The organism is Burkholderia sp. MR1-5-21 (genome assembly GCF_053427715.1).
In genome coordinates this window covers 1-18,045 of the sequence record NZ_JBSAXD010000033.1, presented here as the reverse complement: position 1 = coordinate 18,045, position 18,045 = coordinate 1, and the positions used below count along the sequence as shown (strand labels likewise).

The window sequence follows — 18,045 nt, the reverse complement described above, 5'->3', positions numbered from 1 at the left end:
TGAAATGCTGGGCTGCACCGCATCGGCGAGCCCCGGAAACGGGGGCGAATCGCAATTTCACCGACGCGGCGCGGGCCGGCCGCACGCCGCCGGACGGCCCGTGCGACCGGCCGGCGCGACCGGCCCATACAATCGAATTACTTGCCGGCCTTCACCGGGATCTTCGCCGGCGCCTTGATCTGCGCGAACAGCTCCGCACAAGGCACGGCCTTGTTGTTGCTCGGCGCGATCAGCGGAATCAGCGCCGCGAGCGGATTGATCAGCCCGAGGCCGACCATCGCGCCCGCACGCAACGCGAGCGCGCCCGCATCGACGCCGACGTCCGGGTTCTTGAACGTGCCCTTCACGTACAGCGGCGAGCGCAGCGAGAACACGCGGAACCCCTTCGTATGCGGATGGACCTTCAGGTTCATCGACTCGTCGCGCAAGTCGATCGGGCCGTCGATGTTGATCAGCGCGTCGTCGGTATCGAATGCGAACACCTTCGTGTCGAGCACGCCGTGAGTCGCCACGAAATCGACGGCCGCGCAATTGATCTTCACGTCGCTGCCGCCGAACATCTTCTCGTAGAGGACGTTCGCGACGTTGAGGCCGGCCGCCTCCATCAGCAGCCGGCTGATCGCGCCTTCGGACATGATCGCCTTCACTTCGCCGTTCGCGGTCGCCGCGAGCGCGGCCGGCGAGTTGCCGGTCGCCGACAGCGCCGCGTCGCCGTTGATCTCGCCGAGCGCGGACTGCATCACCTTCTGCGTCGCGAACAATTGCCTGAGCTTCAGGTGCCGCGCGGCAACCGTAAAGCGCCCCTTGAGCGGCACGGCACTGCCGTCGAGATGCGCGGTGGTCGCGAGCGAGCCGCCCGCGACGCCGAACTTCAGCGGCTCGAGCGACAGCACGCCGTCCTGCATCACGATGTGCGTATAGAGATCGGTGATCGGCAAGTCCGCGCTCTTGATCAGCTTGCGGCCGGTGAACTTCACGTCGGCGTCGAGCGCGCGCCAGCGGTCGGTGCGGAACGTCTCGACCGGCAGCACGCGGCCCGGCGGCTGGCGCGTCGTGTCGCCGCGCTGCGCCTTGCTCGCGGCCGTGTCCGCGCCGATCACCGGCGCGAGGTCGGAAAAGCGCAGCAGGTTCGACACGAGTTCGCCCGACAGCAGCGGACGCGGCTCGCGCTGCGCGTAGGCGAGCGTGCCGCTCAGGTCGCTACCGCCGACCCGGCCGTTGAAGTTTTCATAGCGGAACGTGCTCGCGTGCGGCTTGAAATTGCCGATCAGACGCCCTTCGGTCGCATACGGCGGCGTATCGGGCAGCGTGATGCCGGTCAGCGCGTACAGGTGCGACATCGACGTGCCCTGCAGCCACAACCGCAGGTCGATCGCGGCGAGCTCGCGCGGATCGGTCAGCGTGCCGACGATCGCGAGCCGCGTGTCGCCCGCCTTCACGTCGGCCTGCAGCGGGAACGGCCGGGACGCATCCTCGAGCGCGAGCACGCCGCCGAGCTTGCCGGTGCCGTTGATCGGCACGTTCTTGTAGCGTCCGGCGACCTTGAGGCCGAACGCGTAGGTCGGGCCCGCCGCATGTGCGGTTGCCGCTGCGGCGCTCGCGCCAGATGCGGTTGTCGTTGCCGTTGCCGAAGACGCCGCGGAAGCAGACGAGGCCGAAGACGCCGACGAGGCAGGCATGGCCGCCTCGCTCGCGGCCTGCGCGGCTGACGCGCTCGACGCCGCCTCGGCATTCGCCTTCGCGCTCAACTGCGCGGCGCCGTGCTTGCCGACGCGCTGCGCGGACGCCGCGCGCGAGGTTTCTTCCTGCTCTTTCATCACGTCGCCGAGCGGAATCGGCTGGCCGAGCGTATCGATCGCGATCGTGAGGTCGGCCTTCGTGATCGCGTCGCGATACGTGACGGTGCCGTTCCCGAATCCGAAGCTGTTGAGCCGCACCTTCCACGGCGACGGCTGGTTCGACTGCTTGAACTGGAACGTCCACGTATTGCGGCCGTCGGCAAGGCGCTCGAGGTCCACCGCGGGGTTGACGACGTCGATCGACGGGATGACGATTTCATGCGCGAGCAGCGGCAGCACCGCGAGATCGAAGTGCGCGGCGTCGAGCGTGACGAACTTGGGATTTTTCGCCCAGTCGGGGTTGCCGATTTCGATCTGCGTCGCCGAGAGGCTCGGCCAGGGGACCCACGCGCGCCAGCCGGTTTCGCCGTCCGGGCGGCGCCAGTCGACCGTGAGGTCACCGTTGATCGCGAACGGGCGGCCGAGTGCCGCACTCACCTGTTCGTTGACCCACGGTTTCACGCGGTTCCAGTCGAAGGTGAAGAGAAAGACGCCGGCCGCCGCGATCACGACCGCGACGATGCCGACGATCCATGCAGCCGATTTGCCGATGGCTCGGGTAAGCGTCATGGCGGTTCCGTTGTTGTTCTGAATGCGAAAGCCGCACGATGCCGGACCGCTTGCGTGGACGAACGGCGCACAACACCCGCGCGAGCATTTCAATCGGTATTATGACGCACGCGTTAGTACTGATTTGGCGCGTTAACGCTTTTTTTCATTTGTGACATGACAGCAACCGGCCTCATCGACGCGCAGGGCATGACCCGGCGCGACGCCGGCAGCGGCAAGATCCTGCTCGCGCCGACGGATTTCAGCCTGCCCGCGGGCGCGCGCATTGCCATCACGGGACCGTCCGGGTCGGGAAAGAGCGTGCTGCTGCGCGCGCTCGCGCTGCTCGATCCACTCGACGGCGGCCGCGTGCTGTGGCGCGGCAAGCCGATCCGGCGCAGCGCGATCCCGCGCTACCGGCGCAGCGTCGCGTATGTGCGCCAGCGTCCCGCGCAGACGGACGGCACGGTCGAGTCGCAATTGCGCTATCCGTACACGCTCGCGGTCTATCGCAACCTGACGTTCGATCGCGCACGCGCCGAGCAATTGGCCGCGCGCGCGGGCCGCGGCGCCGACTTCCTCGACAAGCGCGCGAGCGAACTGTCGGGCGGCGAGGCGCAGATCGCCGCGCTACTGCGCGTGCTGCAGCTCGATCCCGACGTGCTGCTGCTCGACGAGCCGACGTCCGCGCTCGACCCCGAATCGACGCGCGCGATCGAAGCGCTCGTCGGCGCGTGGTTCGACGCATCGCCCGATGCGCGCGCATACATGTGGATCTCGCACGACCCCGCGCAGGCCGTGCGCATCAGCACGTCGCGGATGACGATGCAGGCCGGCGTGCTGAGCGCCGCGCAGGCCACGGAGGTCGCACGATGAATTCGGTACTGCAGGACCTGAGCCTCGTCGATGTCGGCATTGCGGCAGCGCTCGTCGCGGTCAACGGCGCGATCTCGACCGCGCTGTCGCTCGGCCTCGGCCGCAAGCTCGCGCTCGCCGCCGTACGCACCGTCGTGCAGCTGCTCGCGATCGGCTACGTGCTCGGCTGGGTGTTCGGCCATGCGCACTGGTACGTCGTGCTGCCGCTCACCGCGCTGATGACGCTGATCGCCGGTTTCGCGGGCGCCGGGCGCGGCAAGCGCACGTATCGCGGGCAGCGCATCGACAGCATCGTGTCGATCTGGTTCAGCAGCTGGTTCGTCGCCGCGATCGGCCTGTTCGTCGTGATCCGCATCCATCCGTGGTATGCGCCGCAGTACGCGATCCCGATCCTCGGGATGATTCTCGGCAACACGCTGACCGGCGTCGCGCTCGGCGTCGAGCGGATGACCGAGGAGCTCACCGCGCGGCGCGACCGCGTCGAGACCGCGCTCGCGCTCGGCGCGACGCGCTGGGAAGCCGCGCAGGATGCCGCGCGCCAGGCCGTGCGCGCGGGCATGTTGCCGACGCTGAACCAGATGGCCGTGGTCGGCGTCGTCAGCCTGCCGGGCATGATGACGGGCCAGGTGCTGGCCGGCCAGTCGCCGCTGCAGGCCGTGCGCTATCAGATCGTGATCATGTTCCTGATCGCCGCGGCGTCCGCGCTCGGCACGGTCGGCGCGGTACTGCTGACCTATCGCCGGCTGTTCTCCGCCGATCACCGCTTCCTGGCCGCGCGGCTCGAAGAGCGCGCGCATTGACGTGCGGCGGGCGCCGCGCTCCGCGTCGCGGGGCTAGTGCGCGCGGTGCTTGCCGATCGCCAGCCGCAACGCGGCCGTCACGTCCGCGTCGGGCGCGAGCCCGTCGACCGACGCGATGAGGCGTACCGTGCGCGGCGTCGTCACATAGGCCTGCGCGCCGAGATATCCGCCACTGCCCGCCGAGCGCGTCGTCACGACGACCGCCTGGGATGCACGCGCGCCGAGGTCGGCCGTGAATGCGTCGGCGACGGTGCCGTCACGTGCATGCAGCGTCCCCGTCACGTAGTCGTCGGTGTCGAAGCCGGGCGCGGTGTGCGCGGTCGAATAGATGCGCACCGCGTAGCTGCCGGTCGAGCACGGCTCGAGCGCGCCGCTCGACACGACGATCGTCTGCTGGCGCGACGACAGTTCGATTTTCTTCACGAAGCTGCAATCGTCGGCGGCCTGCGCGGACGAGGCGACAAGCGCTACGGCGGCAAGCAGCACGCTTATCCGGTCGTTCATGGGGAATTCCGTTCGGGAGAGTGGCTGACGCCCGGCAGGATAGCGTGACGGCCGATTGGCGTCACGCAGACGCCGCGCCACGTGCAGCCTCGGATCACGTTGAGACGACATCGGCCGCGTGCGCCATCACCGCTACGGACGTTCGGGTGACAGAAGCCGATCACGATCCGGCATCGCACTCATCGTGCAACGCGTAGCGATACAGAGAACGATCACGCGGCGTGCGCGATCTCGACGCGCACGCCACGACCTCCGCGTCAACGGCGCCACCGCCCCGCGTCATCCGGCCACGCGCCGATCCGTTGCACGTGCACCGGATCGATCGTGCGCCGCGCGTCCCGTTCAGCGCTTGATCGACACCGACACCTTCGTGCCGTCGCTCATCGTGACGGTCTTCGATCCGCCGTTGGACGAGATCGTCAGCCACTTCACCTGGCTCACCGACACGACATTCGGACACTGCAGCGACTTCCCGCCGGCCGTCACGTTGCGCGTGCCTTTCGGCGCGGCCGCCTGGAAGCTCATCTGCACGTTCGCCATGCCCTTCGCATCGATCGACGGCGCGAGCCGCACCTGCGTTTGCCGGACCATCGCGCCGTTCACATCGCGCGGCAGGTTGTCGGCGTTCGGGCACCCGTCAGGCATCGCGACCGCGCCTTCGGGCGGCTCCGACTTCCAGTTGAAGTCGTCCGTCTCGCCTGAGCGGATCTTGCGCGTCTCCTGCGTATTGCCGAACGTTTTCGAGTCGACCTTGACGGTGTACTCGAGCTGCCCGGTGCCGCCGCCCTTCAGGCTGCCCTTGACCGGCGGCGCCGCGAACACGCCTGCGCTGACGCACGCCGCCGCGAGCGCGACCGACCACGACACGGCAACTGACAAGCTGCGTTGGCTCATGCTGACCTCCTTGTAATGCGGCGGCGCTGGCGCGCGCCGCGCGGTTTTCGATGCATGACGCGTTGCCAGTCTACCGCCAAGCGGCGCGCGATGTGTCCGGAACGCATCGGGTGTTACCCCGCTTGCGTTCGCGGCGCGTTCTCGGCGCGCCGCGCGCCCGGAACGCGCTCAGAACCCGGACAGCACCAGCTTGCCGATCGCCCGCCCCGCCTCGAGCAGCCGATGCGCGTGGCGCACGTTCTGCGCGTTGATCGTGCCCAGGTGCTCGCCGAGCGTCGTGCGCAGCGCGCCGCCGTCGACGAGCCGCGCGACTTCGGTCAGGATCTTGTGCTGCTCGATCATGTCCGGCGTGTCGAACATGGCGCGCGTAAACATGAACTCCCAGTGAAACGCCGCGCTTTTCGCCTTCAGCAGCTCGACCGGCACCGGCCGCGCGTTCTCGACGATCGTGCAGATGCCGCCCTGCGGCCGGATGACGTCGGCCGCCGCGGGGAAATGACGATCCGTGTCGTTGAAGAGCAGCACGTAGTCGACCTGCGCATGCCCCGCGTCGCGAAGCTGCGCGGGCAGGTCGCCGAAGTGGTCGACAACCTGGTCGGCGCCGAGCGTGCGCACCCACCGGGCGGACTCGGGCCGCGACGCGGTCGCGATCACGTGCAGCTGGCCGAGCGTCTTCGCAAGCTGGATCGCGATCGAGCCGACGCCGCCCGCGCCGCCGACGATCAGCACCGACTTGCCCGCATTCGCACCCTGCGGCGACACGCGCAGACGGTCGAACAGCGCCTCCCACGCGGTCAGCGCGGTGAGCGGCAGCGCAGCGGCCGCCGAGAAATCGAGCGTGCGCGGCTTCAGCGCGACGATGCGCTCGTCGACCGCGTGGTACTCGCTGTTCGCGCCCGGCCGCGTGATGCTGCCCGCGTAGAACACCTCGTCGCCGGGGCGGAACAGCGTCACGTCCGGGCCGACCGCGACGACGGTGCCGGCGGCGTCCCAGCCGAGGATGCGCGGCGCGGCCTCGACCTGCGGCTTCGGCGCGCGCACCTTGGTATCGACGGGATTCACGGAAATGGCCTCGATCTTGACGAGCAGATCGCGCGGGCCCGGTACGGGCTGCGGCAGTTCGACGTCGACGAGCGCCTCAGGGTCGTCGATCGGCAGGTAACGGGTCAGTCCAACGGCTTTCATCATGCGGCTCCTTGCAGAGGGTTCGAGGAGGCCGCGATCGCGACCCCGTTACCCGCATCGTAGGTCGCGCGATCTTTCGATAAAACAGCTATATTTCCTGAAACATTCTCTTGATATTCCGAATAATGTCGCCCGAAGCGCCGTCGACCGCCCCGATCCCCGCCCCCGACAAGCCGCTCGACCTGCTCGACGTCGGCCTGTTCGTGCGCGCGGCGCTGCTCGCGAACGTGACGGCCGCGGGCCGCGAATTCGGCGTGTCCGCGGCGGTCGCGAGCGCGCGCATCGCGCAGCTCGAGCGCCAGCTCGGCGCCCGCCTGCTGCACCGCACCACGCGCCGCATCAGCCTCACGCAGGACGGCGAGATCTTCATGGCGCGCGCCGAAGCGCTGCTGACGGCCGCCGACGCCGCGCGTGCATCGGTCGGCCACGGACGCACCGAGCCGTACGGGCGGCTGAAGGTGTCGATGTCGTCGTCGTTCGGCCGCCAGCACGTCGCGCCCGTGATCCCGGCATTCCTGCGCCGCCATCCGTCCGTATCGCTCGACCTGCGGCTGTCCGACGAAATCGTCGACCTCGTCGACGAAGGCTTCGACGTCGCGATCCGCCTCGGCGCGCTGAAGGATTCGACGCTCGTCGCGCGCAAGCTCGCCGCGAACCGCCGCGTCGTCTGCTGCTCGCCCGCCTATCTCGCCGAGCACGGCGCCCCGCGCCATCCGGCCGATCTCGCGCAGCACGAATGCGTGATCCTCGGCGACCAGCGCGACTGGTCGTTCGTCACGCCGCAAGGGCCGCTCACGGTGCGCGTCGGCGGCCGGCTCGTCGCGAGCAACGGCGAGGCGATCCGCGAGGCGCTCGTCGACGGTTTCGGGATCGCGATCAAGTCGACCTGGGACGTCGGCCCCCATCTGGCGAGCGGTGCGCTCGTCAGCGTGCTCGACGACTATCCGCTCGCGGACGAGGTTGCGATCTGGGCCGTCTATCCGAGCCGCGCGCACGTGCCGCTGAAGACGCTCGCGTTCATTGCGTTTCTCGCGGAGCATTTCGGCGATCCGCCGTATTGGGATCGGGCCAGCGGGGCATAGCATGCGGCGTCGGGCCGCGGTTGCCGGCGGCTGCGCTGCGATCTGCGATCAGCGCACCTCCGGCAACCATCCGAGGGCCGACGGCTAGCGATCAGCCGTCTGGCACCTGTGCTGTACCGACCGGCTACAATGACGCGTTTACGGCGGCCGCGGCGCGGCTGCCCACGCATTTCACACGCATCCCAACCAACCCGCCATGACCCAGAATCTCGTCATCCAGAGCCTCGCGCCGCTGTCGGACGCGCATCACAAACCGCTGCTCGCGCTCGCACGCGGCGCCCGCATCGTGCAGGTCGACGAATACGCGCTGCGCATCGAGGACGTCAATCCGGCGCAGCGGCCCGACATCGACGTGTACTGCGGCACGCACGCGCTCGACTTCGCATTCGTCGACGCAGGCCGCACGCTGGGCGATTTCGGGCTCGTCGTGATGGACATGGATTCGACGCTGATCACGATCGAATGCGTCGACGAGATCGCGGATTTCTGCGGACTCAAGGCGGAGGTCGCGGCAATCACCGAGGCGTCGATGCGCGGCGAGATCCGCGATTTCAACGAAAGCCTGACGCGTCGCGTCGCGCTGCTCGCCGGGCTCGACGCGCAGGCGCTCGAGCGCGTGTACGAGGAGCGGCTGCGGCTGTCGCCGGGCGCGGAATCGATGCTCGCGGGCGTGAAGGCCGCAGGGCTCAAGACGCTGCTCGTGTCGGGCGGCTTCACGTTCTTCACCGAGCGCCTGAAGGCCCGGCTCGGCCTCGATTACACGCACGCGAACACGCTCGAGATCGTCGACGGCAAGCTGACCGGCAAGGTGATCGGTGAAATCGTCAATGCCGACGTGAAGGCGCGCACGCTGCGCGACACGTGCGCGGCGCTCGGCATCGCGCCGGGCCGGGCGATCGCGATGGGCGACGGCTCGAACGACCTGAAGATGATGGCCGACGCCGGCCTGTCGGTCGCGTTCCACGCAAAGCCGGTCGTGCGCGAAGCCGCGACCGTCGCGTTCGATCACGTCGGCCTCGACGGCCTGCTGCGCCTGTTCTGAAACAACGACGCCGGCGCGACGTGACGTCGTGCCGGCGTTTTGCGTCATTGCGCGACGTTCAGGCGAGCGTCGTGCGCATCGCGCGCTCGATGTCCGCGCGCAGGTCCGCTTCATCCTCCAGACCGACGTAGAACCGCACCAGCGTGCCGCGATGCGGCCAATCCTGGCGCATCGACGCGACGTCGTACGGCACCGCGAGACTGCACGCGCCGCCCCAGCTCCAGCCGATCGCGAACAGGTCCAGCGCCTCGACGAAGCGATCGACCTGCTCCGCGCTGTAGCGTTCGTCGAAGATCACCGAGAACAGCCCGCCCGCCGCCGTGAAATCGCGGACGAACGACGCATGGCCCGGGCAGTCCGGCAGTTGCGGATGCAGCACCGTGGTGATTTCCGGCCGCGACTTCAGCCAGTGCGCGAGCGCGAGCGCGCTCTTGCTGTGCGCATCGAAACGCGCCTGCATGCTCGGCAGGCTGCGCAGCACGAGCGAGCAGTCGTCGACCGACACGCCGATCCCGCAACGCATCCGCGCGAGCTTCAGGTGCGCGTGCAGCGCCGCGTCCGCGGTGATCGTCGCGCCCATCAGCAGGTCGCTGCCGCCCGACTGGTACTTGGTGAGCGCCTGCACCGAGATGTCGACGCCATGCTCGAACGGCTTGAACGCGAGACCGGCCGAATACGTGTTGTCGATCGCGGTGACGACGCCGCGCGCTTTCGCGACGGCCGTGATCGCCTGGACGTCGGGCACTTCCATCGTCACCGAGCCGGGTGCCTCGAGCCAGATCAGCCGCGTGTTCGGCTGGATCAGGTCCGCGATGGCGGCGCCGGCGAGCGGGTCGTAGAAGCGCGCGGTGATGCCGAAATCCTTCGCGAGCCACAGGCCGAAATCGGCGTTCGGGCCGTACACGTTGTTCGGGATCAGCACGTCGTCACCCGCCTTCACGAAGCCGAAATAGACGTTCATGATCGCTGCGAGGCCCGACGGCTGCAGCAGCGCATGCGTGCCGCCCTCGATGTCGGCGAGCCGCTGCGCGAGCGCGAGCGACGTCGGCGTCGCGTGCAGGCCGTAGCGCCACTGGCCGTCCTGGCGCCAGTCGAGATTGCGCATCGTCGCGAGATCGGGGAACACGACCGTCGATGCGCGTTCGACCGGCGTGACGAACGAGCGGAAACCTTCCGGAATGACGTCGTCAGGTTGAACGATACGGGTTTGCAGCGCGCGTTTGGAATGGGATGCAGTCATGGCGATGAGGCCGCGCAGGCGGCCGATCGGTTGCGAAATAGACCGTCAGCATAGCCAAAACCGCCGCGTTTGGCCCGGTACAATGCGCGCCGCGCTTACCGAGCCAGCGGTTGGCTCAGTCGCCGCTGCGCAGATTGACGACGCCGCCGACCGTCTCGATCTCCTGCACGCGGCCGTCGCGCACCTGGAGCGCCGCGCGCGTGCCGTGGGCCGGCCTCAGCACGACCGGCTGCGGATCCGACTCGTCCGAGTTCATCCGGTCGGCCTTGAGGCCGCCCGAGCCGTCGAAGCGACCGATCCACACGCCGGTGATGTTGGTGCCGTCGTTGGATTCCTCGATCTCGAGCGTATCGCCGTCGCGATCGCCCGCGAGCAGGACCACCTCGCCGGTGTCGGTGAACTGATATTCGCCGTGCACGCCCTCTTCGTTCTCCTTCGGACCCAGGTGCACGACGATCGGCCGGTCGCCGAGCGTACCCTCGTAGCGCGGCAGGCGGGCGAATTCGGGATTCGGCCGAAGCGGCCGCGCGGGCGCGGCGTCGTCTTGCTGAACGTCATGCTGCGCGTCCGGCGCGACTGCCTGCGCCGCGCTCGCGCCATGTGACGCGAAGCCTGCGGCCAGCGCACATGCGACGACGAGCGCCCGTTGCCATCCCGAATATCGACCCACCAACTTGCACTCCCTGTTTCAGATTCGCTCGAAAATCGCGGCGATGCCCTGCCCGCCGCCGATGCACATCGTCACGAGCGCATAGCGTCCGCCGATGCGCTGCAACTCGTAGAGCGCCTTGACCGTGATCAACGCGCCCGTCGCGCCGATCGGGTGACCGAGCGAGATGCCCGACCCGTTCGGGTTGACCTTCGCCGGGTCGAGACCCAGCTCCTTCGTCACCGCGCACGCCTGCGCGGCGAATGCCTCGTTGGCCTCGATCACGTCCAGATCGGCGACGGTCAGCCCGGCGCGCTCGAGCACCTTCCGCGTGGCCGGCACCGGGCCGATCCCCATGTAGGCCGGATCGACACCCGCGTGCGCATACGCGACGAGACGCGCGAGCGGCTTCGCGCCGCGCCTCTCCGCCACGCTGCGCTCCATCAGCAGCACCGCGGCGGCCGCGTCGTTGATGCCCGATGCGTTGCCCGCCGTCACCGTGCCGTTTTCCTTCACGAACACCGGGCGCAGCTTCGAGAAATCGTCGGCGCTCGCATCGTGACGCACGTGCTCGTCGTGGTCGAACAGCACCGACGTGCCCTTCTTCGAGCCGATGATCTCGATCGGCAGGATCTGCTCGTTGAAGTAGCCGGCCTTCACCGCATGAGACGCACGGCGATGCGATTCGAGCGCCAGCGCATCCTGCGCGTCCCGCGAGATCCCGTACTTCGCCGCGACGTTCTCCGCCGTCACGCCCATGTGGATCGTCTGGAACGGATCGTTCAGCGCGCCGACCATCATGTCGACGAGCCGCGTGTCGCCCATCCGCTGGCCGAACCGCGCGGCCGGCATCGAATACGGCGCGCGGCTCATGTTTTCCGCGCCGCCCGCGATCGCGATGTCCGCATCGCCGAGCAGCACGCCCTGCGCGGCCGACACGATCGCCTGCAGGCCCGATCCGCACAGCCGGTTGACGGTGAGCGCGGGCGCATGCTGCGCGACGCCGCCGTTGATCGCAGCGACGCGCGCAAGGTACATGTCCTTCGGCTCGGTATGCACGACGTTGCCGAATACCACGTGGCCGACCTCGTCGCCCGACACCTGCGCACGCTGCAATACTTCGCGCACCACCTTCGCGCCGAGTTCGGTCGGCGGGATGTCCTTCAGGCCGCCGCCGAAATCGCCGATTGCGGTCCGCACGCCGCTCACTACCACCACGTCACGCTGCATGTTGCCTCCTCATTCCCTGTTCGAATGAAAACACCGTGTGGCCGAGCCGACGTGCGATACCTGCGTCAGCCCTGCATCAATCGCTCCACCGCGTCGCGGCGCGGGATCGGCGCGACCGCGCCGTAGCCCGTCGTCGACAGCGCCGCCGCCGCGTTCGCGTAGCGCGCCGCGGCGAACGGGTCGTCGCCGGCGACGATCCGCGCGACGAATGCGCCGCCGAAGCAGTCGCCCGCGCCCGTCGCGTCGACCGCTTCGACCGCGAAGCCCGGCACGACGCGCCGCTCGTGCGGCGTCGCGACGTAAGCGCCTTCCTTGCCGAGCTTCAGCGCGACGACCTGCGGCCCGAGTTCGAGCATCGCGTCGACGATCGCATCACGATCATCCGCGCCCGTGAGCGCCGTGACATCGTCCCAACTGGGTAGGCAGATGTCCGTCTGGCGCAGCGCTTCGCGCATCACTGCGCGGGCGCGCGGCAGCGGCCACAGCTTCAGGCGCAGGTTCGTGTCGAAGCTGACCTTCGCGCCATGCTTGCGCGCGTGGTCGATCGCCGCGAACGCGGCGTCGCACGCGGCCGTGCCGATCGCGAGGCTGATGCCCGACAGGTGCACGGCCTTCGCGGCAGCCAGCGCGTCGAGCGGCAGGTCGCCCGGCGCATAGCGGCTCGCGGCCGACCCGGCGCGCAGGTAGTCGAACTGGTGGCCGTCCGGGCCGTGCGTGACGAAATACACGCCGGTCGGCGCCGAGCGGTCGACGCGCACGTACGTGGTATCGACGCCTTCGCTGCGCCACAGGTCGTTCAGCAGCCGGCCGAACGGGTCGTCGCCGACAGCCGACACGAAGCCGGCCGACGCGCCCTGGCGCGCGGCAGCAATGCAGAAGTTCGACGTGTCGCCGCCGAAGCCCTGCAGGAATTCGGGATGCCCAGGCTTCGACTGGTTGAATTCGATCATCGCCTCGCCAAGCGCGAGGATCTCGGGAAACGGCCCGGCCATCGCTTACACCTCGCCCCACAGGTCGTGGCCGTCGGCGCCTGTTATCTTCACGGACACGAAGTCGCCGACCTTGTAGCGCTTCGACGCCTTCTGTGCGGGCTCGACATAGACGACGCCGTCGATTTCCGGCGCATCCGCGGCCGTGCGGCCGATGCCGCCCTCTTCGCTGACCTCGTCGATCAGCACCTTGAGCGTCTTGCCGACCTTGCGCTGGATGCGGTTCGCCGACACTTCCTCGGCGACTTCCATGAAGCGCGCGCGGCGTTCCTCGCGCACTTCGTCGGGCAGCGCGCCGTCGAGTTCGTTCGCGCTCGCGCCTTCGACCGGCGAATACGCGAAGCAGCCGACGCGATCGAGTTCCGCCTCGCGGATGAAGTCGAGCAGCGTCTCGAACTGTTCCTCGGTCTCGCCGGGGAAGCCCGCGATGAACGTGCTGCGGATCGTCAGGTCCGGGCAGATCTCGCGCCACTTCTGCACGCGCTCGAGCACCTTCTCCGCGTTCGCGGGGCGCTTCATGCGCTTCAGCACTTCCGGATGCGCGTGCTGGAACGGCACGTCGAGGTACGGCAGCACGTGGCCCTTGAACGGACCTTCGGCCATCAGCGGAATGACTTCGTCGACGCTCGGGTACGGATACACGTAGTGCAGGCGCACCCACGCGCCGTACTGCGCGGCGAGCTCGCCGAGCGCGGCGACCAGGTCGGTCATGCGCGTCTTGATCGGCTTGCCGTTCCAGAAGCCCGTGCGGTACTTGACGTCGACACCGTACGCGCTCGTGTCCTGCGAGATCACGAGCAGTTCCTTGACGCCGGACTTGAACAGGTTCTCCGCCTCGAGCATCACTTCGGCGACCGGACGCGACACGAGGTCGCCGCGCATCGACGGGATGATGCAGAACGTGCAGCGGTGATTGCAGCCTTCGGAGATCTTCAGGTACGCGTAGTGGCGCGGCGTGAGCTTGATGCCGGCTGCGGGCACGAGATCGACGAACGGATCGTGCGGCTTCGGCAGGTGCGAATGGACGGCCTGCATCACCTCGCCGACCGCGTGCGGGCCGGTGACGGCGAGCACCTTCGGGTGCACTTCCTCGATCAGGCCTGAGCCGCTTGCGCTCTTCTTCGCGCCGAGACAGCCGGTGACGATCACCTTGCCGTTTTCGGTCAGCGCCTCGCCGATTGCGTCGAGGCTTTCCTGCACGGCTTCGTCGATGAAGCCGCAGGTATTGACGACGACGAGGTCGGCGCCGTCGTAGGTGCCGGAGATTTCATAGCCTTCGGCGCGCAGCTGGGTGATGATCTGTTCGGAGTCGACGAGCGCTTTCGGGCAGCCGAGGGATACGAACCCTACTTTGGGGGATTGGGACATCTGGAATGTGGGGGCGTGGCGGCAAAAACGTGAGTTTACAGCCATTTAGGGTTCGGCGAGGCAAAACAAGTGGGCGGCGGCGGTATCGACCGCCAGCTCGGGTACGCCGCTCAGCGGGCGGGCTGATCACGAGTTTGGTTTACGTCGTGATCGGCCACCACGCCGGAAATCAGCCTGACCCCATTCTTGCGAACGTGATGTATCGTGGCGCGAAGCGCGCGCCGGACGACGGCCGTTGAGTCGCCGCATGCGACCGGCGATACGGCGCGCCCGCCTCCCGAACACGATAGCCGCCCAACGCGCGAGCGCGCTCGGTTGCGCTCCCTCCACCTATCCGGAACCGTCGCCATGAAAAAGCTTGTCAACCGCCCGTCCGACGTCGTGCGCGAAATGCTGGAAGGCATCGCGCGGCAGTCGCCGCATCTCGCGATCCTCGGCGACGAGCACGTGCTCGTCCGCAAGGCGCTGCCCGAACCGCCGCAACGCGCCGTCGCGGTCCTCTCCGGCGGCGGCAGCGGCCACGAGCCCGCGCACGGCGGCTACGTCGGCGACGGGATGCTGAGCGCGGCCGTCTGCGGCGAGGTGTTCACATCGCCGTCCACCGACGCCGTGCTGGCCGCGATCCGCGCGACCGCCGGCCCGAACGGCGCGCTGCTCGTCGTCAAGAACTACACGGGCGACCGGCTCAATTTCGGGCTCGCCGCCGAACTCGCGCGCGCGGAAGGCATCCCGGTCGAGACAGTCATCGTCGCCGACGACGTATCGCTGCGCGGCCGCGTCGAGCGCGGGCAGCGACGCGGAATCGCGGGCACCGTCCTGATCCACAAGCTCGCCGGTGCGGCCGCCGCGCGCGGGCTGCCGCTTTCACGCGTCGCCGCGATCGCGCGCGAGGCCGCGGCCGATCTCGGCACGATGGGCGTCGCGCTCGACGGCTGCACGATACCGGGCGCCGACAAGTCGGGCTTCAGCCTCGCCGACCACGAGATCGAACTCGGCCTCGGCATTCATGGTGAAAAGGGCGTCGAGCGCACCGCTCCGCTGCCGGCCGACGCGCTGGTCGACACGCTGCTGTCGAGCATCGTCGCCGATCTCGTCCTCGACGGCGGCGAACGGGTCGCCCTGTTCGTCAACGGTCTCGGCGCCACGCCCGACATGGAGCTGGCGATCGTGCTGCGCGCCGCGTACGACAACCTGAGCCGGCGCGGCATCGCGGTCGAACGCGCGTGGGCCGGCACGTTCCTGTCGGCGCTCGACATGCCCGGCTGCTCGATTTCCGTGCTCCGGCTGAACGACGAACGTACGGCGCTGCTCGACGCGCCGACGCAGGCGCGCGCATGGCCGGGCGGCGGCGCCGTCAACCCGCAGATCCGGGTCGCTGCCGCGGAAACCCGCGATGTGCCGCCCGCGCCGCTCGACGCAAGCGGCCGCACATGGGCCGCGCGCCTGCAACCGGCGCTGCACGCGGTCGCGCACACACTGATCGACAACGAAGCGACGCTGACGGAACTCGACGCGGCAGCCGGCGACGGTGATCTCGGCGCGAGCATGGATCGGGCCGCGCGGGCGATTCTCGCGTTGCCCGACGCCGCGTACGGCACGCCGGCCGGCGCGCTTGCGGCGCTGGGCACCGCGTTGCGTCGCGCGATCGCGGGCAGTTCGGGACCGTTCTATGCGACCGCGCTGCTGCGTGCGTCGCGCCGGCTTGCCGACGTCGCCGAGCCGTCGGCGCGTGACTGGGCCGCTGCGTTCCGCAGCGCGGTGGAGTCGATCGGCGAGCTGGGCGGTGCGCGCGCCGGCGACCGGACGATGCTGGATGCGCTCGTGCCGGCCGTCGATGCGTTCGACCGCGCGCTCGATGATGGTCTTGACGCTTCGGCCGTCTGGGCGGCGGCCGTCGAAGCCGCCGAACGCGGCGCGCAGGAAACAGCCCGCATGACGCCGCGCGCGGGACGTGCGGCCTATCTGGGCGAACGCGCGATCGGCACGCCCGACGGGGGCGCTATTGCGGTTGCGTACTGGTTGCGGGCATTGCAGCCGCGCGTGCGGTGAGCGGCGACGCGGGCGGACTCGTCGCCAGCCCTGACGTATGGTTTCGGCGCGACGGCGGTGGAAGTGTGGGCACAACAATGATCCGGCGAGTGACGACCATCGGATGACCCGCGCGCGGCCTCAGGCGGGTGCGCCGCGCAGCACGTCGGCCGGTCGGCGCGCAGATGCACCGCCGACCGCGCGAACCCGGGCTTCCTCCCGCCCGAGCCCCGCCGTTACTTCTTCTCCGGCTCCGTCGACCCCGGTTGCTTGAACGGGAACGTGCTGAACATCGACTTCGCCTGGTTCTGCATCTGTTCCTGCATCTGCACGAACATGTTCTTCGACTGCTCGATGTAGCTCGTCATCATCCCTTGCATCATCGGCGCCTGCATGTTCATGAACTGCGACCAGACTTCCGGATTCATCGCGTTCGTTTCGTACAGGTTCTTCGACTGGTCCGCGAGCTTGTTCTGGATGTCGATGAACGCCTGGATGTTCTTTTCCAGGTAGGTGCCCATCATCCCCTGCATCGCATGCCCGTAGAAGCGGATGATCTGCGACAGCATCGACGACGAGAACATCGGCACGCCGCCGCTTTCCTCTTCGAGAATGATCTGCAGCAGGATGCTGCGGGTCAGGTCTTCGCTGGATTTCGCATCGACGACCTTGAAGTCCTCCTGGTCCAGCACGAGCTGCTTCACGTCGGTGAGCGTGATGTACGTGCTTGTCTCGGTATCGTAGAGCCGGCGGTTCGGATACTTCTTGATGAGCCGCTCAGCCGTTTTCTTTGTAGTAGTCATGTAACGCCTTTCAGTGCCAGCGTAGCGAAGTGACGAACCCCCGCCGCCCGAAAAACGGGTGGCGGGGCCCTTTGGAAACGCCGAACCGCGCGGCCGCCCGGCCCGCGCGCTCGGGGGCTCAGCCCATGTGCAGGCCGCCGTTCAGCGAGAAGTCGGCGCCCGTCGCGAAGCCCGAATCGTTCGACGCGAGCCACGCGACGATCGAGCCGATCTCCTCCGGCCCGCCGAGACGACGTACCGGAATCGTCGCGACGATCTTCTCGAGCACGTCCGGACGGATCGCCTTGACCATGTCCGTGCCGATGTAGCCCGGCGACACGGTGTTGACCGTCACGCCCTTCGTCGCGACTTCCTGTGCGAGCGCCATCGTGAAGCCGTGGATGCCGGCCTTCGCGGTCGAGTAGTTGGTCTGGCCGAACTGGCCCTTCTGGCCGTTCACCGACGAAATGTTGATGATCCGGCCCCAGCCGCGCTCGACCATCCCGTCGATCACCTGTTTCGTCACGTTGAACAGGCTCGTCAGGTTCGTGTCGATGACGGCGGTCCAGTCCTCGTGCGTCATCTTGCGGAACACGACGTCGCGCGTGATGCCCGCGTTGTTGACCAGCACGTCGATCTCGCCGACCTCGGCCTTGACCTTGTCGAACGCTTCCTTGGTCGAATCCCAGTCGCCGACGTTGCCTTCCGATGCGATGAAGTCGAACCCGAGCGCCTTCTGGTCTTCGATCCACTTCACGCGACGCGGCGAATTCGGGCCGCAGCCCGCGACCACCTTGAAGCCGTCTTTCAACAGGCGCTGGCAGATGCTGGTGCCGATGCCGCCCATCCCGCCCGTTACGTAAGCAATTCGCTGAGCCATAAATCTCACTCCATTTTCTTGGTTTCGAGAGTTGCCGAGCGGCGCCCTCTGACTACACGCGGCGCCTGCCGGACCCACGGCCCGGCAGGCGCCGAGAGACGAATTACGG

At 68.4% G+C, this 18,045-nt stretch carries 16 protein-coding genes; 5 read left to right on the top strand and 11 right to left on the bottom strand.

Annotated elements, in window-relative coordinates; genetic code table 11:
* Window positions 1–137: 137 nt before the first annotated feature.
* A complete protein-coding gene (locus ACV229_RS32680; protein ID WP_448087223.1) occupies window positions 138–2,408 on the bottom strand; it encodes an AsmA family protein in 2,271 nt (756 codons plus the stop codon).
* A gap of 156 nt (window positions 2,409–2,564) precedes the next feature.
* Between ACV229_RS32680 and ACV229_RS32675 the strand changes: the two genes are divergently transcribed.
* Together ACV229_RS32675 and ACV229_RS32670 are read left to right on the top strand one after the other, a co-directional pair.
* Window positions 2,565–3,263 carry an ABC transporter ATP-binding protein gene (locus ACV229_RS32675; protein ID WP_448087222.1) on the top strand — a complete coding sequence of 233 codons (699 nt, stop codon included), beginning with the start codon at window positions 2,565–2,567 and terminating at the stop codon, window positions 3,261–3,263.
* Window positions 3,260–4,063 (top strand): ABC transporter permease, encoded by an 804-nt coding sequence (locus tag ACV229_RS32670; protein ID WP_448087221.1) that lies wholly within the window; start codon window positions 3,260–3,262, stop codon window positions 4,061–4,063. Before ACV229_RS32675 ends, ACV229_RS32670 begins: the two co-directional genes overlap by 4 nt.
* A 33-nt stretch (window positions 4,064–4,096) precedes the next feature.
* Here the strand turns inward: ACV229_RS32670 and ACV229_RS32665 are convergent, their stop codons facing one another.
* The 3 genes from ACV229_RS32665 to ACV229_RS32655 all read right to left on the bottom strand — a co-directional run bounded on the left by ACV229_RS32665 (window position 4,097) and on the right by ACV229_RS32655 (window position 6,646).
* Complete coding sequence (locus ACV229_RS32665; protein ID WP_448087220.1) at window positions 4,097–4,567, bottom strand: PliI family lysozyme inhibitor of I-type lysozyme; 471 nt, start codon at window positions 4,565–4,567, stop codon at window positions 4,097–4,099.
* 342 nt (window positions 4,568–4,909) lie between these two features.
* On the bottom strand, window positions 4,910–5,461 hold the full coding sequence (locus tag ACV229_RS32660; RefSeq protein WP_448087219.1) for a DUF6013 family protein: 552 nt from the start codon (window positions 5,459–5,461) through the stop codon (window positions 4,910–4,912).
* A 168-nt stretch (window positions 5,462–5,629) separates the two neighbouring features.
* Complete coding sequence (locus ACV229_RS32655) at window positions 5,630–6,646, bottom strand: zinc-binding alcohol dehydrogenase family protein (protein WP_448087289.1); 1,017 nt, start codon at window positions 6,644–6,646, stop codon at window positions 5,630–5,632.
* Between the two features lie 125 nt (window positions 6,647–6,771).
* Between ACV229_RS32655 and ACV229_RS32650 the strand changes: the two genes are divergently transcribed.
* The gene (locus tag ACV229_RS32650; protein WP_448087218.1) at window positions 6,772–7,728 is read left to right on the top strand and encodes a LysR family transcriptional regulator; all 957 of its coding nucleotides are present in this window, start codon (window positions 6,772–6,774) and stop codon (window positions 7,726–7,728) included.
* Window positions 7,729–7,924: 196 nt separating this feature from the next.
* The gene (gene serB / locus ACV229_RS32645) at window positions 7,925–8,770 is read left to right on the top strand and encodes a phosphoserine phosphatase SerB (protein WP_448087217.1); all 846 of its coding nucleotides are present in this window, start codon (window positions 7,925–7,927) and stop codon (window positions 8,768–8,770) included.
* Window positions 8,771–8,828: 58 nt separating this feature from the next.
* Here the strand turns inward: serB and ACV229_RS32640 are convergent, their stop codons facing one another.
* The 5 genes from ACV229_RS32640 to rimO form a co-directional block, all read right to left on the bottom strand.
* Entirely contained in the window at window positions 8,829–10,010 is a 1,182-nt protein-coding gene (locus ACV229_RS32640) for a cystathionine beta-lyase (RefSeq protein ID WP_448087216.1), read from the bottom strand.
* A gap of 115 nt (window positions 10,011–10,125) precedes the next feature.
* On the bottom strand, window positions 10,126–10,680 hold the full coding sequence (locus tag ACV229_RS32635) for a hypothetical protein (protein WP_448087215.1): 555 nt from the start codon (window positions 10,678–10,680) through the stop codon (window positions 10,126–10,128).
* Window positions 10,681–10,698: 18 nt separating this feature from the next.
* Window positions 10,699–11,889 (bottom strand): beta-ketothiolase BktB, encoded by a 1,191-nt coding sequence (gene bktB / locus ACV229_RS32630; RefSeq protein ID WP_448087214.1) that lies wholly within the window; start codon window positions 11,887–11,889, stop codon window positions 10,699–10,701.
* Window positions 11,890–11,954: 65 nt separating this feature from the next.
* Window positions 11,955–12,881, bottom strand: coding sequence for a sugar kinase (locus tag ACV229_RS32625; protein ID WP_448087213.1), 927 nt, complete (start codon window positions 12,879–12,881; stop codon window positions 11,955–11,957).
* A 3-nt stretch (window positions 12,882–12,884) separates the two neighbouring features.
* On the bottom strand, window positions 12,885–14,246 hold the full coding sequence (rimO, locus tag ACV229_RS32620) for a 30S ribosomal protein S12 methylthiotransferase RimO (protein WP_448087212.1): 1,362 nt from the start codon (window positions 14,244–14,246) through the stop codon (window positions 12,885–12,887).
* Window positions 14,247–14,594: 348 nt separating this feature from the next.
* On the opposite strand from rimO, the gene ACV229_RS32615 reads away from it, so the two are divergent.
* Window positions 14,595–16,295, top strand: a complete 1,701-nt coding sequence (locus tag ACV229_RS32615) for a dihydroxyacetone kinase family protein (protein ID WP_448087211.1) — start codon at window positions 14,595–14,597, stop codon at window positions 16,293–16,295.
* A gap of 215 nt (window positions 16,296–16,510) precedes the next feature.
* On the opposite strand, the gene phaR is transcribed toward ACV229_RS32615, so the two are convergent.
* Together phaR and ACV229_RS32605 are read right to left on the bottom strand one after the other, a co-directional pair.
* A complete protein-coding gene (gene phaR / locus ACV229_RS32610; RefSeq protein ID WP_448076328.1) occupies window positions 16,511–17,077 on the bottom strand; it encodes a polyhydroxyalkanoate synthesis repressor PhaR in 567 nt (188 codons plus the stop codon).
* A gap of 118 nt (window positions 17,078–17,195) precedes the next feature.
* Window positions 17,196–17,936 carry a 3-ketoacyl-ACP reductase gene (locus ACV229_RS32605; RefSeq protein ID WP_448087210.1) on the bottom strand — a complete coding sequence of 247 codons (741 nt, stop codon included), beginning with the start codon at window positions 17,934–17,936 and terminating at the stop codon, window positions 17,196–17,198.
* Window positions 17,937–18,045: the final 109 nt, after the last annotated feature.

Bases quoted from the DNA above. Each gene is read 5' to 3' on its own strand.
- ACV229_RS32680 (WP_448087223.1), bottom strand. From the start codon at position 2,408: ATGACGCTTACCCGAGCCATCGGCAAATCGGCTGCATGGATCGTCGGC.
- ACV229_RS32675 (WP_448087222.1), top strand. From the start codon at position 2,565: ATGACAGCAACCGGCCTCATCGACGCGCAGGGCATGACCCGGCGCGAC.
- ACV229_RS32670 (WP_448087221.1), top strand. From the start codon at position 3,260: ATGAATTCGGTACTGCAGGACCTGAGCCTCGTCGATGTCGGCATTGCG.
- ACV229_RS32665 (WP_448087220.1), bottom strand. From the start codon at position 4,567: ATGAACGACCGGATAAGCGTGCTGCTTGCCGCCGTAGCGCTTGTCGCC.
- ACV229_RS32660 (WP_448087219.1), bottom strand. From the start codon at position 5,461: ATGAGCCAACGCAGCTTGTCAGTTGCCGTGTCGTGGTCGGTCGCGCTC.
- ACV229_RS32655 (WP_448087289.1), bottom strand. From the start codon at position 6,646: ATGAAAGCCGTTGGACTGACCCGTTACCTGCCGATCGACGACCCTGAG.
- ACV229_RS32650 (WP_448087218.1), top strand. From the start codon at position 6,772: ATGTCGCCCGAAGCGCCGTCGACCGCCCCGATCCCCGCCCCCGACAAG.
- serB (WP_448087217.1), top strand. From the start codon at position 7,925: ATGACCCAGAATCTCGTCATCCAGAGCCTCGCGCCGCTGTCGGACGCG.
- ACV229_RS32640 (WP_448087216.1), bottom strand. From the start codon at position 10,010: ATGACTGCATCCCATTCCAAACGCGCGCTGCAAACCCGTATCGTTCAA.
- bktB (WP_448087214.1), bottom strand. From the start codon at position 11,889: ATGCAGCGTGACGTGGTGGTAGTGAGCGGCGTGCGGACCGCAATCGGC.
- ACV229_RS32625 (WP_448087213.1), bottom strand. From the start codon at position 12,881: ATGGCCGGGCCGTTTCCCGAGATCCTCGCGCTTGGCGAGGCGATGATC.
- rimO (WP_448087212.1), bottom strand. From the start codon at position 14,246: ATGTCCCAATCCCCCAAAGTAGGGTTCGTATCCCTCGGCTGCCCGAAA.
- ACV229_RS32615 (WP_448087211.1), top strand. From the start codon at position 14,595: ATGAAAAAGCTTGTCAACCGCCCGTCCGACGTCGTGCGCGAAATGCTG.
- phaR (WP_448076328.1), bottom strand. From the start codon at position 17,077: ATGACTACTACAAAGAAAACGGCTGAGCGGCTCATCAAGAAGTATCCG.
- ACV229_RS32605 (WP_448087210.1), bottom strand. From the start codon at position 17,936: ATGGCTCAGCGAATTGCTTACGTAACGGGCGGGATGGGCGGCATCGGC.